11 protein-coding genes are annotated in these 15,685 nt (G+C 42.5%); 8 read left to right on the forward strand and 3 right to left on the reverse strand.

Annotation, left to right across the window (positions count from 1 at the left end):
* Nucleotides 1-33 precede the first annotated feature (33 nt).
* Nucleotides 34-1,287 (reverse strand): methionine adenosyltransferase, encoded by a 1,254-nt coding sequence (gene metK / locus MR041_RS06265; RefSeq protein WP_242092746.1) that lies wholly within the window; start codon nt 1,285-1,287, stop codon nt 34-36.
* 737 nt (nt 1,288-2,024) lie between these two features.
* Between metK and ilvD the strand changes: the two genes are divergently transcribed.
* The 5 genes from ilvD to ilvA all read left to right on the forward strand — a co-directional run bounded on the left by ilvD (nt 2,025) and on the right by ilvA (nt 8,861).
* Entirely contained in the window at nt 2,025-3,710 is a 1,686-nt protein-coding gene (gene ilvD / locus MR041_RS06270; RefSeq protein ID WP_242092747.1) for a dihydroxy-acid dehydratase, read from the forward strand.
* Between the two features lie 41 nt (nt 3,711-3,751).
* The gene (gene ilvB, locus MR041_RS06275; RefSeq protein ID WP_242092748.1) at nt 3,752-5,488 is read left to right on the forward strand and encodes a biosynthetic-type acetolactate synthase large subunit; all 1,737 of its coding nucleotides are present in this window, start codon (nt 3,752-3,754) and stop codon (nt 5,486-5,488) included.
* Between the two features lie 16 nt (nt 5,489-5,504).
* Entirely contained in the window at nt 5,505-6,038 is a 534-nt protein-coding gene (gene ilvN, locus MR041_RS06280; RefSeq protein ID WP_242092749.1) for an acetolactate synthase small subunit, read from the forward strand.
* A 15-nt stretch (nt 6,039-6,053) separates the two neighbouring features.
* Complete coding sequence (ilvC, locus tag MR041_RS06285) at nt 6,054-7,529, forward strand: ketol-acid reductoisomerase (RefSeq protein ID WP_242092750.1); 1,476 nt, start codon at nt 6,054-6,056, stop codon at nt 7,527-7,529.
* 66 nt (nt 7,530-7,595) lie between these two features.
* Nucleotides 7,596-8,861, forward strand: coding sequence for a threonine ammonia-lyase IlvA (gene ilvA / locus MR041_RS06290; protein WP_242092751.1), 1,266 nt, complete (start codon nt 7,596-7,598; stop codon nt 8,859-8,861).
* Nucleotides 8,862-8,877: 16 nt separating this feature from the next.
* On the opposite strand, the gene MR041_RS06295 is transcribed toward ilvA, so the two are convergent.
* Complete coding sequence (locus MR041_RS06295; RefSeq protein WP_242092752.1) at nt 8,878-10,311, reverse strand: Gfo/Idh/MocA family protein; 1,434 nt, start codon at nt 10,309-10,311, stop codon at nt 8,878-8,880.
* 14 nt (nt 10,312-10,325) lie between these two features.
* Nucleotides 10,326-11,081, reverse strand: coding sequence for a 3-keto-disaccharide hydrolase (locus MR041_RS06300; protein WP_242092753.1), 756 nt, complete (start codon nt 11,079-11,081; stop codon nt 10,326-10,328).
* A gap of 289 nt (nt 11,082-11,370) precedes the next feature.
* Between MR041_RS06300 and MR041_RS06305 the strand changes: the two genes are divergently transcribed.
* From MR041_RS06305 to MR041_RS06315, 3 genes are all read left to right on the forward strand, one after another.
* Nucleotides 11,371-12,963: an NADP-dependent glyceraldehyde-3-phosphate dehydrogenase gene (locus MR041_RS06305; RefSeq protein ID WP_242092754.1), complete on the forward strand. Its 1,593-nt coding sequence runs from the start codon at nt 11,371-11,373 to the stop codon at nt 12,961-12,963.
* Between the two features lie 134 nt (nt 12,964-13,097).
* Nucleotides 13,098-13,613: an azurin gene (azu, locus tag MR041_RS06310; RefSeq protein WP_242092755.1), complete on the forward strand. Its 516-nt coding sequence runs from the start codon at nt 13,098-13,100 to the stop codon at nt 13,611-13,613.
* Between the two features lie 185 nt (nt 13,614-13,798).
* Nucleotides 13,799-15,685 (forward strand): 3-keto-alpha-glucoside-1,2-lyase-like domain-containing protein, encoded by a 1,887-nt coding sequence (locus MR041_RS06315; protein WP_242092756.1) that lies wholly within the window; start codon nt 13,799-13,801, stop codon nt 15,683-15,685.

Raw genomic sequence — 15,685 nt, forward strand, 5'->3', positions numbered from 1 at the left:
GTAGTCTCTTAATACATAGGTTCTAATCCCGGTTTATAGGCCAAAGGCAGACTTCACGCGGTCCACATAGTCTAATTTTTCCCAGGTAAATAATTCCACATCAAGGGTCACACTGTCTCCATTAGGTTGGGTAAACGTTTTGGTTACTGTTTCATTGTTGCGCCCCATATGGCCGTAAGCCGCTGTTTCACTGTAAATAGGTGCCCTTAATTTTAGGCGTTCTTCAATGGCATAGGGACGCATATCGAAGATTTGCGATACTTTTTCCGCAATTTCACCATCGGTCATATTAAATGGACAGGTTCCATAGGTGTTTATAAATATACCCATAGGTTCGACAACACCAATAGCATAGCTCACCTGAACCAAAACTTCTTCTGCCACACCGGCGGCAACTAAATTTTTGGCAATATGGCGTGTGGCGTATGCAGCACTCCGATCTACTTTACTCGGATCTTTACCCGAAAAAGCACCCCCGCCATGGGCCCCTTTACCGCCGTAGGTGTCAACCACTATTTTACGCCCAGTAAGTCCGGTATCCCCATGCGGTCCGCCGATAACAAATTTACCAGTCGGGTTAATGTGGTAGGTAATGCCGTCATTGAACAGTTTTTGTATGGCCTCGGGTAATGTGGCAACAACTCGCGGAATTAAAATGGCTTTAACATCCGCCCTTATTTTCTCAAGCATGGTGTTCTCATCGGCGAATTCGTCGTGCTGTGTGGATAAGACAATCGAGTCAATTCGCTGAGGCACATTGTCATCACTGTATTCAATAGTGATCTGTGCTTTAGAATCCGGCCTCAAATAGGTAATGTCCTTATGTTCACGACGCAATTCGGCAAGTTCCTTTAACAAACGATGCGATAAGTCCAATGCCAGTGGCATATAGTTTTCTGTTTCACTCGTAGCATAACCAAACATCATTCCCTGATCTCCGGCACCCTGCTCTTCTTTATTTCCGCGGTCGACACCTCGATTAATATCTTCCGACTGCTCATGAATCGCAGAAAAGACACCACAGGAATTACCGTCAAACATGTATTCCCCCTTAGTGTATCCAATTTTATTGATGGTGTCTCTGGCAATTTTTTGAACATCCAGGTAGGTATGTGATTTCACTTCACCGGCCAAAACCACCTGACCCGTGGTCACAAGAGTTTCACAGGCCACTTTTGAATCCACATCAAAGGCTAAAAAATGATCGATCAATGCATCACTAATTTGGTCTGCAACCTTATCGGGATGTCCTTCAGAAACGCTTTCCGAAGTAAATAAATATGACATATTTTAAAATTTAATTGAAGATCTGACGAGAGCGTCAAAGGAAGTTTACACTGCCTTTAGCATTTTTGTATCTCGTTGTGCATTCGAGACCTCATCCTCGATGGTATTCGATTCAGAGAGAGGTTGCAATCAGTCAAATCTATCCTCTATTCTGTTGTGCTGGCAAAATTAAAAAAATAAAAAGAAACAAGCGTTAATTTTTACAATCAAAAAATACCCACAGGTGCTGGATTGAATAAAAAATCAAAAAAGAGATGCATCATGCCGCTTTGTCTGTCCGCAGTACAGGGTAAATTGCACTTCAAACGACTTGTACCCTTATCGGGAACGAATCGAGTATTCCATTGATATCGCGGATAATTGCCGGGATAAGATGCCCATCAATTTAAAAATAGCATTTCTGTCAGTGCTGTTGTAAGTTGTTCAATAGAATGAGGAATACTTCATGAAAACAGGAGGTATATAGTGCCTTACCGTAATGGAAGGCTTTTTTCTTGTATAATTTTTAGTTTTTGAACATCATAAAAATATGCTTTTAAATAACTGGTAACCAGTATTTTGACTAAATAATATAAGTCATGGATTTAAACCTGAAAAATGCTAAAAAATAGAATAAATGCTGTAAACAATTAATTTCGTAGCTGATTTTATGGTATTGTAGAATAATCACTGAAAATCCTAATTAGATAGGATATTTTTACAAGAACAGTAGTTATGCAGAACGATTTGCAATAAATATGAAAGAACTTAATAAATATAGCAGAAGGCTTACTCAGGATGTATCTCAACCCGCGTCTCAGGCCATGCTCTATGCGGTAGGATTAACTGATGAAGATATGAAAAAGCCCCAGGTGGGTATAGCCAGTACAGGATATGATGGTAATCCGTGTAATATGCATTTGAATGGTTTAGCGACTGAAGTTAAGATGGAATGTAACATGGCGAATATGGTGGGCTTAGGATTTAATACCATTGGTGTTAGCGACGGGATATCCATGGGGACTTCAGGTATGAATTATTCTTTGGCGTCGAGAGACATCATTGCCGACTCAATAGAAACGGTAATGCAGGCACAGAGTTATGACGCCCTGGTTTCTGTTGTGGGATGTGATAAAAACATGCCGGGAGCAGTTATAGCCATGTTGCGATTGAACAGACCCTCTGTAATGATGTACGGGGGTACCATTGCCTCGGGCAACTACAAAGGGAAAAAATTAAATATTGTCTCTGCTTTTGAGGCCTTGGGTCAGAAAGTTGCGGGAGAGATTGATGATAATGAGTATAGGGAAATCATTAAGCGGGCTATTCCGGGTGCTGGAGCCTGCGGTGGGATGTATACCGCCAATACGATGGCATCTGCCATTGAATGTATGGGATTTGCCTTACCCTATAATTCTTCCATTCCTGCAGAGAATCCAAATAAGTTATCTGAGGCAGAACGTACGGCAAAGGCGATAAAAAATCTCCTGGAATTGGACCTGAAACCTTTAGATATTATATCAAAAAAGTCTATTGAAAATGCCATTGCATTGGTCAATGCCTTAGGAGGCTCTACAAATGCGGTCTTGCATTTTCTGGCCATAGCGCATGCAGCCGATATCGAGTTTACTTTAGAAGATTTTCAGCGTGTTAGCGATAGGACGCCATTAATAGGCGACCTGAAACCATCGGGTAAATATTTGATGGAGGATGTTCATGGTATCGGAGGAACACCAGCCGTAATGAAATATTTGTTGGACCAGGGCTATTTACACGGTGATTGCATGACCGTTACTGGAAAAACCCTGGCGGAAAACCTGAAGGACGTGGAAGCTCTTGAATTTGAAGACCATCAGGATGTGATCTATCCAACAGATAAGGCCTTAAAAGCTTCAGGTAACTTGCAGATCCTTTATGGGAACCTTGCCACTGAAGGGGCGGTCGCCAAGATATCGGGAAAGGAAGGCCTGGTATTCGAGGGCAAAGCGGTAGTCTATGACGGTGAGCAGGCTGCCAATACGGGTATTTCGAATGGGGAAGTTCAAAAAGGTGACGTTGTTGTGATCCGTTATGTCGGACCAAAAGGAGGTCCTGGTATGCCGGAGATGCTCAAGCCCACCTCCCTCATTATGGGTGCCGGTCTGGGAAAATCGGTTGCCTTGATTACCGATGGACGTTTTTCGGGAGGGACTCATGGATTTGTAGTAGGACACATTACACCGGAAGCCCAAACAGGCGGAGCCATTGGGTTGATAAGGACCGGCGATAGGATTAGAATCAGTGCAGAAGATAATTCCCTCAATGTGTTGCTCTCGGATGATGAGCTGGCTGCACGAAGAGCCCAATGGACTGCACCGGAATTAAAACATAAAAAAGGAATCTTATATAAATATGCTCAATCGGTAGCATCGGCCTCAAAAGGCTGTGTTACGGATGCATTTTAAATTTCTGTGGAACAGAAAAAGGATTCAAAGAATTACTAAATATGAAAGAAACGCAAACGATACAAGCGCAGGACGCTTCAAAACAAACTACAGAACGTATCTGTGGAAGTGAGGCCGTTATACGAAGTTTAATAGCCGAAGGTGTTGATGTACTTTATGGTTATCCTGGTGGTGCGATCATGCCCGTGTACGATGAGTTATTCAAGTATCAGGATAGAATACATCATGTGCTCACCCGTCATGAGCAGGGTGCAGCCCATGCCGCCCAGGGATATGCCAGAATTTCTGGTAAAGTCGGTGTGGCTATGGCAACATCAGGGCCCGGGGCAACCAATTTGGTAACGGGTATTGCTGATGCCCAAATAGACTCTACGCCTATAGTATGTATTACAGGTCAGGTTCCATCACACTTACTGGGTAGCGATGCCTTTCAGGAGACTGACATCGTGGGAATTTCTACCCCGGTAACCAAATGGAACCACCAGATAACGGAGGCCGATGAGATTCCGGAAGTGATAGCTAAAGCATTTTACATCGCCAAAACTGGACGGCCGGGACCTGTTTTAATTGACATTACGAAAAATGCCCAGTTTGGGGAATTGGATTTTAAATATGAAAAATGTACAGGTATTAGAAGTTATATTCCCGTACCCAAAACCGATCCTAAGACGCTACAGGAGGCCGCAGATTTAATAAATAACGCCAAGCGGCCTATGATTGTCTGGGGGCAAGGTATTATTTTGGGCGAAGCGGAAGACGAACTTAAAGCTGTTGTTGAAAAAGCCGGTATTCCTGCAGCATGGACTATTATGGGTGCTTCGGCGATCCCAACCTCACATCCCTTAAATGTTGGCATGGTGGGCATGCATGGAAACTATGCTCCCAATGTACTGACCAATGAGTGTGATGTGCTAATTGCTATCGGAATGCGTTTTGACGACCGCGTAACGGGTGACCTCAGAACCTATGCCAAGCAGGCAAAGGTGATTCATTTTGAAATCGATCCTGCAGAGGTCGATAAAAATGTAAAAACGGATGTTGCTGTTTTGGGGGATGCCAAAGCGAGTCTGCAGTCCCTTTTACCCTTGCTCAATGAAAACACGCATGAACAGTGGCTTCAGGAGTTTAAAAAGCTTTATGATATTGAGTTTGAAAAGGTCATAAAACATGATATTACACCCACCAAGGAAGGGTTAACCATGGGCGAAGTACTCAAGGAGATCAACAAGCAAAGTAAAGGTGACGCGGCAATTGTCTCTGATGTCGGACAACACCAAATGATTGCCTGTCGCTATTCGGAATTCAACAAAACCAAAAGCAACATAACATCCGGAGGATTGGGAACTATGGGATTTGCGCTTCCAGCTGCGATGGGAGCGAAAATGGCAGAACCGGATCGCGACGTTGTGGCCATTATCGGCGATGGTGGTTTTCAAATGAACATTCAGGAATTGGGAACGATTTTTCAAACGGAAATTCCGGTAAAAATTGTGGTTTTGAACAATGAGTTTTTAGGTATGGTACGCCAATGGCAACAATTATTTTTCGATAAGCGCTACGCTTCCACAGTAATGACCAATCCGGATTTTGTAACGATTGCCAAAGGCTATCATTTGGAAGCCAAAAGAGTGACCAAAAGGGAGGAATTGGCTAAAGCCGTAGAAGACATGATGGCATCTGATAAAGCCTACTTCCTTGAAGTATGTGTTGAGAAAGAAGATAATGTGTTTCCAATGATTCCCTCAGGAGCATCGGTTTCTGATATTCGCTTAAGCTAAATTTTAAAAACATAACATGAACGAAGAAATAAAATCCTTTACGATTTCTGTTTATACTGAAAATAACATCGGTTTACTTAACCGCATTTCAGCAATATTTCAACGGAGACACATCAACATAGAAAGTTTAACGACCTCACAATCCGAAATTGAAGGTGTGAATCGTTTTGTAATCGTTGTGAACATTACCGAATCACAGGCTAAAAAAATTATTGGTCAGATTGAGCGGCAGGTAGAAACCATAAAAGCCTATTATCATACGGATGAGGAAACCATTTTTACCGAGTCCTGTATGTTTAAAATTAAATCTGAGCTGTTATTTGAGGAGCCTCAGATTCAAAATATCATAAAAGAAAGTGATACCCGAATTATAACCGTAAACAAAGAATTCTTTGTGCTTGAAAAATCAGGAAGACGTTTTGAAATTGAAGAATTGAGAAAAGCACTCAGTGCCTTTGGCATTATGCAATTTGTCCGTTCAGGTCGTATCGCTGTCACAAAGGATGAAATGAAAATAACAGAAATGCTTTTAGCATTCAATAACCAATAGTAATCAAAATTAGAAATGGGAAATTATTTTAATACCTTATCATTAAGGGACAAATTAGAGCAATTATCGAAATGTAGATTTATGGAGGCCTCAGAATTTGAGGACGGTGTAAATGCTTTAAAGGGTAAAAAAATCGTAATTGTGGGTTGTGGAGCACAGGGCCTTAATCAAGGGTTAAACATGAGAGATTCCGGATTGGATATCGCATATGCATTGCGAGGAGCAGCAATTGCTGAGAAAAGGGCCTCTTATAGAAATGCCACCGAAAATGGATTTCATGTTGGAACCTATGAAGACTTGCTGCCCACGGCAGATTTGGTGCTCAACCTTACACCCGATAAACAACATACCAATGTTATCAATGCCGTTATGCCCCTAATGAAAAAGGGAGCGACCCTGTCCTATTCGCATGGGTTTAACATTGTTGAGGAGGGCATGCAGATACGCAAAGATTTAACAGTTATCATGGTAGCCCCTAAATGTCCCGGATCCGAGGTGAGAGAGGAGTACAAACGCGGGTTCGGAGTACCAACATTAATAGCGGTTCATCCGGAAAATGATCCGGAAGGGAAAGGCTGGGACCAGGCGAAGGCCTATGCCGTAGCAACCGGAGGTGATCGGGCAGGGGTGCTGGAATCGTCTTTCGTTGCTGAAGTTAAAAGTGATTTAATGGGTGAACAAACGATTTTATGCGGCTTACTGCAGACGGGATCAATTCTTTGTTTTGACAAAATGATTGAAAAGGGGATCGATCCTGGGTATGCCTCCAAATTGATCCAATATGGATGGGAAACCATTACAGAAGGCCTTAAATACGGGGGGGTAACTAATATGATGGACCGCTTATCTAATCCTGCAAAAATTAAAGCCTTTGAATTGTCTGAGGAATTAAAGGATATCATGCGCCCACTGTTCCAGAAGCATATGGATGATATCATGGAGGGTAATTTTTCAAAGGGTATGATGGAAGATTGGGCCAACGACGATAAAAACCTATTGGATTGGAGGGCAGCTACGGCCGAGACTGCTTTTGAAAAAACACCGGCAGGGGATGTTGAAATAGCAGAGCAGGAATACTACGATAATGGTGTGTTAATGGTGGCCTTTGTGAGAGCGGGTGTAGAGCTGGCATTTGAATCCATGACGGAATCCGGAATAATCGATGCGTCGGCCTACTACGAATCCCTGCATGAAACACCCTTAATTGCCAATACCATTGCACGAAAAAAATTGTACGAGATGAATCGTGTTATATCCGATACTGCAGAATATGGGTGTTATTTATTCGATCATGCCTGTAAACCATTACTGGCCGATTTTATGAAAACCATCGACACCGATGTCATTGGAAAAGCCTATGCAAAAGATAATGGTAACAGCGTAGATAACGCCAAATTAATTGAGGTTAATAAGGCCTTAAGATCACATCCTGTAGAAAAAATTGGAGCCTTCTTAAGAGCGTCAATGACTGCTATGAAGCCTATTGTTTAGCAATTAAGGTATCATTAGAAATGTAATCATCAAATGGGATGAATTAGAGGGTAAAACAGTGGAAACATGAATAAGGAAAAGACAACATATTTTCCTAATCTTAGTGATATACAACAGGCTGCCGATACGATTAAGAACGTATCGGCAGTTACGCCTTTAAGCCCTAGTCTCAGATATTCGAAGCTGTTTCAGGCAAATATCTTGTTTAAGCGTGAGGACCTTCAACAGGTACGGTCCTATAAAATAAGAGGGGCATACAATAAGTTAAGTTCACTAAGCGCAGAGCAATCCAGTCACGGTGTGGTTTGTGCCAGTGCAGGTAACCATGCACAGGGTGTCGCCTTATCCTGTAAACTGTTGAAAATACACGGGACGATCTACATGCCCACACCCACCCCAAAACAGAAGTTGGATCAGGTTATGATGTTCGGCGAGGATTGTGTTGAAATCAAATTGGTCGGTGATACCTTCGACGACGCCTACCATGCGGCCATGAACGAGTGTAAGGAACTTCAAAAAACATTTATCCATCCTTTCGATGATAAAAAGGTCATCGAAGGTCAGGCCACTGTTGGACTTGAGATCATCGAACAAAGTACGGTTACTGTTGATTATGTGTTTGTGCCGGTTGGAGGAGGCGGCCTGTCGGCTGGATTGTCTTCGGTCTTCAAAGCCTTGTCGCCCACAACCAAAATCATTGGTGTAGAACCTGAGGGTGCGCCCTCCATGCTGACATCCATTAAAAACAACCGAAATACCGAATTGAAGCAAATTGATAGATTTATTGATGGTGCCGCGGTAAAACGTGTTGGTGATTTAACGTTTGAGATTTGCAAATCAAATTTACACGATGTGATCACTGTTCCTGAGGGAAAGGTGTGTCAAACCATTTTGGACTTATACAATAAAGATGCTATTGTTGTTGAGCCGGCGGGTGCCCTGAGTATTTCAGCATTGGATTTTTATGCCGATAAGATTAAGGACAAAAACGTGGTATGTGTGGTTACCGGGAGTAATAACGACATTACCAGAACACCTGAAATAAAGGAACGGGCCCTGCTCTATGCCAATTTAAAGCACTATTTTATCGTTAAGTTTCCCCAGCGCGCCGGAGCCCTCAGGGAATTTGTAGTGGATATATTAGGGCCTGATGACGATATCACCTATTTTCAATACGCAAAAAAAACAAACCGTGAAAATGGTTCTGCCGTGGTTGGCATTCAATTGAAATCCACAAGCGATTTGCAACCTTTAGTGACCAAAATGAAAGACCGCAATTTTTACGGTGACTATCTCAACGATAAACCGGATCTTTTTCAGTTCCTGGTGTAAGCGTTATGATACCGCTTTAAAATGCTCTGTAGGTGCCTTTCAAATAGATGTTCGCTTCGTCCTCCTCAAATTTCGCACTACTACTGTCCCAATGCAGGGTTTGGTCTGGGAATCGACCCGCAATCACCCCCAGAAGTATAGTCTCTGTTAATTTAGAAGCATAGGAAAACGGTGCACTGCAGGTGCCGCGACCCAGGCAGGCATCTACAAATTCGTGATAGTGCTTTGGTCCTTCAGATGCATAATCACGCACCGGTTCACCCAAATTATGTGCCTCGGAGATAGCTGCAATTTCTGAGGATATATCAACATATGCCCCATCTACTATTTTTTTAGGTAACTGCATGAAATGTGGTAGGAGCAACCGCCCTTTTTCACCAACAAACATCGCCCCCTGTTCAGGTAATTGTCCTTCTTCAGCAATCTTCGCATCCAGAGACATTTTATCTTCTAAACTTTGATCATCCTCTGAGGTATCCATGTCTGACGAATTTATCCCCGGTAATTTTAAATCCTGATGATCTCTGGGAGCTCCTGGACCGTCATACCATATCCAGGTTAAGGTTTCAGCAGTATACTTGGTTTGAGGGAACGCATAGGTCACCACATTGTTCTCCGGATAGCCTAATGTATTCGGTGGCCGACATTCGTTCTTAATGGTTAGAGGAACATCGAGTGCCAGTGCATTGTAAGGGGTGTCAAAAATATGAACGCCCATATCACCTAAGGTGCCACAGCCATAATCTATTAGTTTACGCCAATTGCCAGGATGATAGAATCCTTCTTTATAGGGCCGCTCTTTTGAGGTGCCCAGCCATAAGTTCCAATCCAATGTTTCAGGTATGGGATCACTGCCCTCTGGGAGGTCCCCATTGTACCCCCAGTTTTTTGGTGACCAGGCATGGACGGTATGCACCTTCCCAATAATACCCGACTGAATTAATAAGGTAGCCAATTTATAATCGTAAAATGAATGCACCTGGATGCCCATCTGGGTGACCAGTTGGTTTTTTTCTGCCATGCTATTCATGGCTCTGGCTTCAGACACATAATGTGTTAAAGGTTTCTGGCAATACACATTTTTACCGAATTCCATGGCCAGCATTGCCGCCGGTGCATGGGTGTGATCCGGGGTTGAAACAATAACAGCATCAATCTCATCCTCTAACTCTTTTAGCATGATCCTGTAATCTGTAAAGGTTCTGGCATCGGGATATTGCGTTTTCGCCGCCTTGAGATAATTGGCGTCTACATCGCACAAGGCAACAACGTCAACCAGTGGATGAGAAGCTATAGATTTCAGATCTTCATTACCCATATTGCCCACCCCAATATGGGCCGTTCGCAATCGCTGATGCTCTGTTTGAGATTTACACATGATTATTGAGGGTGCTAAAACCAAACCTGTAACGCCCAAACCGCTTCGTTTTAAAAATTCTCTTTTGTTCATAATTTAGGTTTAAGCTATAGTTTTTTTATTTTAATGTTTCGTAACCATAATGGACTGTCGTGGTCTTGAATTGAAATATAACCAGATTTAAAAGTGCCATACTTTGGATAATCTTTCCATTTTCCTGTTTTTTTTCGAGTTTCCCAATCTTCTGACCAGGGGACAAATTCAAGTAGTTTTTTCCCATTCAGCCAATGCTCTACTTTCTCCGGTGTAAAAATGATGCGCGACGTATTCCATTCCATTGCTGGTTTTACAATTTTCTGACTTTCATCAGGAACGTACATGGCATAATCAGCTCCTGTTTTCTGCCAATCCGCTAAGGTGTCATTATTAATTTCTTCCCATTTTAGATCATCCAGCATTTGATATTCGGGAGACACCTCGTATGGTGGCCATTCACCCTCGTTGACATGATACATCATCCCGCTGTTTCCACCTTCAGGAATCTTCCATTCCCAGTATAATTCGAAATTATCGAATTCCTCCGCGGCATATACAATGTCTTTGCCGCCTTGTCTGTTAGCTTCTGTTCGTATTTCAGTATCAAAGGTTAGTTCGCCATTTTTTATGACCCATCCTTGAGGTAAGGTCTCTCCATTGTAGGCTCTCCACCCTTCTGTACTGGTACCATCAAAAAGGTGAATCCATTCCTCTTCATTGACTTCGGTTTCTGTTATGTTCTGTTCAACGGGCTGATCTGTTTTTTTATCATCTTTACAGGACAGTAAAATGGTCGTAACGAATAGGGCTAAAATAATGTGCTTCATGATTTAAAAAATTAAAGAATTCAAATATAATAAATCGAATGCTGTTTTGGGTTTCAATTGAAAGGTTTGTTATGCAAAGGTTTGTTATGCTTTTAAAAGTTAAAAAGGATATGAGATCAAATGATGTGTTCTTATTTTGAAACAGATTAGTCGCAAACGATTGCGCTTTAATTCTGCAGAATTTTTAAAGATACCGTATGATAATTTTTGGTATCACCGTATATTGCAGGATAGAAGTAATTAACCAATGCGTTAATTTTATCATAAGTGTAACTAATTAACACGACGTATGATGAGCGATTTTCAAAATATTCCGCAAGCCTATAGCATAGCTTCACTCTTACATCAGAACACCTATCTGGTCGGAGGGGAACTGAAACAATGGACCGGAGCTACAGCTGAGGTGTTTTCAACCATTTCATCAACAGAGGACTATAAACCAACCCTCCTGGGGACTGTACCACAGCTGGGTGAGAAGGAAGCCATGGAAGCATTGAATTCGGCAACATTGGCCTATAATAAAGGGCAGGGGTTATGGCCCACCATGAAGGTGGTAGACCGGATTGCATGCATGGAGCGATTTGTAGAACAGATGAAGACCAAACGGGAAGAAGTGGTCCGACTGCTCATGTGGGAAATAGGCAAGAATTTACCGGATTCCGAGAAGGAGTTCGATAGGACTGTAGATTATATTTATGACACCATCGAAGCCTATAAACAGATAGACCGCGATTCGGCAAAGTTTGAGAAAAACTCGGGCGTTTATGCACATATCAGACGTGGTCCATTGGGTGTGGTGCTCTGTCTGGGACCCTATAATTATCCGTTAAATGAGACCTTTACTTTGCTCATTCCTGCCTTGATCATGGGTAATACCGTTATTTTTAAACCGGCAAAATTGGGTGTGTTGTTAATTTCCCCGCTCATGGAAGCTTTTCAGAGCAGTTTTCCAAGGGGCGTGGTGAATATTGTTTATGGACGCGGACGTGTTTTGGCAACACCGATCATGCAATCAGGAAAAATCGATGTTTTGGCCCTAATAGGCAACAGTAAGTCGGCCAATGCGTTGCAGGCTGAACATCCGAAGGGGAACCGGCTGCGTATGGTGTTGGGATTGGAAGCGAAGAATCCGGCTATAGTCTTACCTGATGCCGATCTGGACCTCGCTGTCGAGGAATGTATAACCGGTACCTTGTCCTTTAATGGACAGCGCTGCACCGCTCTTAAGGTGCTGTACGTTCATGAATCGATAGTTGAAGAGTTCAACAGGCGTTTTGCGCAAAAAGTAGATCAACTGAAGTTTGGTAACCCCTGGGAACCCGGTGCTAAATTGACCCCCTTACCGGAAAAGGAAAAACCGGGTTATATTCAGGAACTCATTGATGATGCCTTGAATAAAGGAGCAAAAGTATTAAATGAAAAAGGGGGGCAAACTACAGACAATTTTATTTTTCCTGCAGTGATCTACCCTGTAACCAAAGATATGCGCGTGTATAAAGAAGAACAGTTCGGACCTGTAATTCCGGTCGTTTCTTTTGCAGATATCGATGAACCACTGGATGATATGGCCGAATCTAATTATGGACAACAGGTCAGTCTCTTTGGTAAGGACATCAATACCCTGTCTCCATTGATAGACACTTTGGTAAACCTGGTTTGTCGGGTTAATTTAAATAGTTCTTGTCAGCGTGGGCCGGATGTTTATCCCTTTACCGGTAGAAAGGACTCTGCATATGGTACCTTGAGCGTTCATGATGCATTACGATCCTTTTCAATACGGACTTTTGTAGCGTCAAAAGATAACGATTACAATAATGCCATATTAAACGAGCTGTTAAAAAGGAAGACATCCAATTTTATAAGCACGGATTATATTTTATGACAGATTTTAAATAATTGATTATATTGGGCCCAAATTTTTTTTGGGTGTATCACATGGTATACGTATCAAATCATGCCACCTTAAACACCTGTGCTGTAAATAAAACGATTCGAATTTAAATAAAACAAATAAAAATGAATGTAATTAAACAGATGTCCTTAGCAATGCTAACCGGGTTATTGTTGTTGAGTTGTGGAAATAAGGAAGATAAGAAGAAAGAGAGTTTCTCCTATGAAAAGCAGGCTGAAGAACCACAAAAGCAGGTAGAAGACGGTGTTGCTAATTTAGTGATTTCAGGCGATGATCTGATGAAGTTTGATAAAACTGAGCTCAGGGTAAAGGCAGGGGATAAGGTGAAATTAACCTTACGTCACATAGGGAAATTAGATAAAAACGTCATGGGACATAATTTTGTGGTACTTAAGAAAGGAGTCGATCTTGTGGCTTTTGGAATTAAGGCGGCAAGTGCACGGGATACGGATTATATACCCGCCGACGCTGCTGGCGATATCATTGCCCATACCAAATTGATTGGGGGTGGCGAAACAACATCCATTGAGTTCGAGGCACCGGAATCCGGGGAATACGAATTTTTATGCAGTTTCCCTGGTCACTATGCCATGATGCGAGGTAAGCTCATAGTGGAATAAGAACAAGGGGCACAATCAGAAAACTCAGAACCAGGGCAAATACCCTGGTTTTTTTGTTTCCGGAATATGTTTAATATTTTTCAATGAATGATCGTATACAGTAAAGTGTATTTATATGTTTATATTTGATCGAAGGGGCCATGATTTTAGGAATGTCCGATAAGCAATTTAAATTCTTCTTTTATATGAAGCTCAAGATTTTAACGATAACACTCTTTATTGGGGTACAGGCATTTGCTCAGGAGCAAATGCCATTGGAAAATTTAAACGCCTTTAAACCCCAGGCTGGAAATTGGCAACTTGTTGGCGAAGTTCAGGTGAATCCGACGATTGATGTGCATCAATGGCAACACCGAATTGAAGAAGCCCAAACGAACAAGCGTAGACGAAAACGAAAGGAAGTTGATGCAATTGAGGCGCCAATTACCATTACACCCGGTACCGGGATTCTTCTGAATATGAATGATTCTGAAAAAAAGGACAGGTTAGAGACCGTTTGGAAACACGGGGATATTAAATTGGAATTAGAGGTGATGCTGCCAAAGGGTTCCAATTCTGGAATTTATTTACAAGGGCGATACGAGTTACAATTGTTGGATAGCTGGGGTGTAATACATCCTAAAGTAAACGATATGGGGGGCATCCACAACAATTGGGAAAAAGCTCCGGATAAAATCTTCAGAGGGATTCCTCCCTTGTATAATGCGTCCAAAGCTCCAGGCCTCTGGCAAAAGCTTAAAATTCATTTTCAGGCGCCAAAATTTAATCTTCGCGGAGAAAAAGTTGCCAATGCCAAATTTGTGTCTGTAATGCTTAACGATGTGGTTATTCACACTAATGTTGAAGTGTCGAATTATACGGGGACGCCTATCGAGAAGACGGAGGTGCCTGAAGGACCTCTGGTCATTCAGGGCGATCATGGACCTGTGGCATTCAGGCATATCAAATACCAATTACTCAAGCCCTCTGAAGTCGCGATAGGAACGCTGCATTATAAAACCTATCATGGGGAATTTAAGGATTTGAATGATCTCAAGGAAGCTACTTTGGTTAATGAAGGTACATCTGAATTAATAGATGTGATTTTGACCAATCAGGAAGACAACTATGGGATTCAATTTTCTGGGGAATTAAAGATTCCGGAGGACGGAAAATATAATATATCCGTGGGGTATTCTGGAGGTGTTTTGCTGTGCATAGATGGAAACACGATAATTGAGATCAATGCCTCAGACAGACAGGAAATGATAGACGCTGCCGTAACACTTACAGCCGGGACACACCCTTTTGAGCTGACCAACATTAAATCTGCAGGATGGCGGCCACCACGCCTGGGATTGACCCTAGCAACGGTGTCAACCAATCCCACGGCTTTTCACACTTATGATTCGTATCCCCCACCTATCAATAGCATTTCCCCAATCTATGTTCAACCGCAAACCGAGCCAAGACTACTCAGGGCCTTTGTTAGTTTTGCCGGTGATGGTAAGCGATTGTCACACACCATAGGGGTGGGAACTCCCGAGGGGATAAATTACATTTACGACATGGGCTCCGGCAATCTCATAGGGGTATGGCGAGGCTTTTTTGTTGATGCCACTCCAATGTGGCACGAGCGTGGCGACGGGTCGTTTAAACCAAGGGGGGCAGTTCAATGGACATTCCTGAATCAGCCCGTTGCACAGCTTTCCAATCTTGAGGAGGCCTTTCCAGACACGGGAGACGCCCCAGACTATATTTCAAAGGGATATGTCATCGATGCTAAAACAGGTCTGCCCGTTTTCAAACATAGGTACAAGGGTGTTGAAATAGAAAACTTTATTGTGCCCAATAGCAGTAAGACGCATGTGATTCGGGAAATTCGTTTTTCGAAAATGGGCCTACAGAACTGGTATTGTAAACTGGCCGCCGGTACTGTTGAGAATGTACCGGATGGTTCCTACAGGATAAACGGGGAATACTACATTAAAATCCGTTCCGGACAGGTACCTGTGATAAGGACAACTGAGGGCACTACAGAGTTAGTGATCCCCATTGATGGCAGTAAAATTGAATATGAATTAATTTGGTAA

This window comes from Aestuariivivens sediminicola (genome assembly GCF_022662015.1).
Classification (GTDB): domain Bacteria; phylum Bacteroidota; class Bacteroidia; order Flavobacteriales; family Flavobacteriaceae; genus Aestuariivivens; species Aestuariivivens sediminicola.

Coding starts and splice junctions, on each gene's coding strand:
- metK (WP_242092746.1), bottom strand. CDS start 1,287: ATGTCATATTTATTTACTTCGGAAAGCGTTTCTGAAGGACATCCCGAT.
- ilvD (WP_242092747.1), top strand. CDS start 2,025: ATGAAAGAACTTAATAAATATAGCAGAAGGCTTACTCAGGATGTATCT.
- ilvB (WP_242092748.1), top strand. CDS start 3,752: ATGAAAGAAACGCAAACGATACAAGCGCAGGACGCTTCAAAACAAACT.
- ilvN (WP_242092749.1), top strand. CDS start 5,505: ATGAACGAAGAAATAAAATCCTTTACGATTTCTGTTTATACTGAAAAT.
- ilvC (WP_242092750.1), top strand. CDS start 6,054: ATGGGAAATTATTTTAATACCTTATCATTAAGGGACAAATTAGAGCAA.
- ilvA (WP_242092751.1), top strand. CDS start 7,596: ATGAATAAGGAAAAGACAACATATTTTCCTAATCTTAGTGATATACAA.
- MR041_RS06295 (WP_242092752.1), bottom strand. CDS start 10,311: ATGAACAAAAGAGAATTTTTAAAACGAAGCGGTTTGGGCGTTACAGGT.
- MR041_RS06300 (WP_242092753.1), bottom strand. CDS start 11,081: ATGAAGCACATTATTTTAGCCCTATTCGTTACGACCATTTTACTGTCC.
- MR041_RS06305 (WP_242092754.1), top strand. CDS start 11,371: ATGATGAGCGATTTTCAAAATATTCCGCAAGCCTATAGCATAGCTTCA.
- azu (WP_242092755.1), top strand. CDS start 13,098: ATGAATGTAATTAAACAGATGTCCTTAGCAATGCTAACCGGGTTATTG.
- MR041_RS06315 (WP_242092756.1), top strand. CDS start 13,799: ATGAAGCTCAAGATTTTAACGATAACACTCTTTATTGGGGTACAGGCA.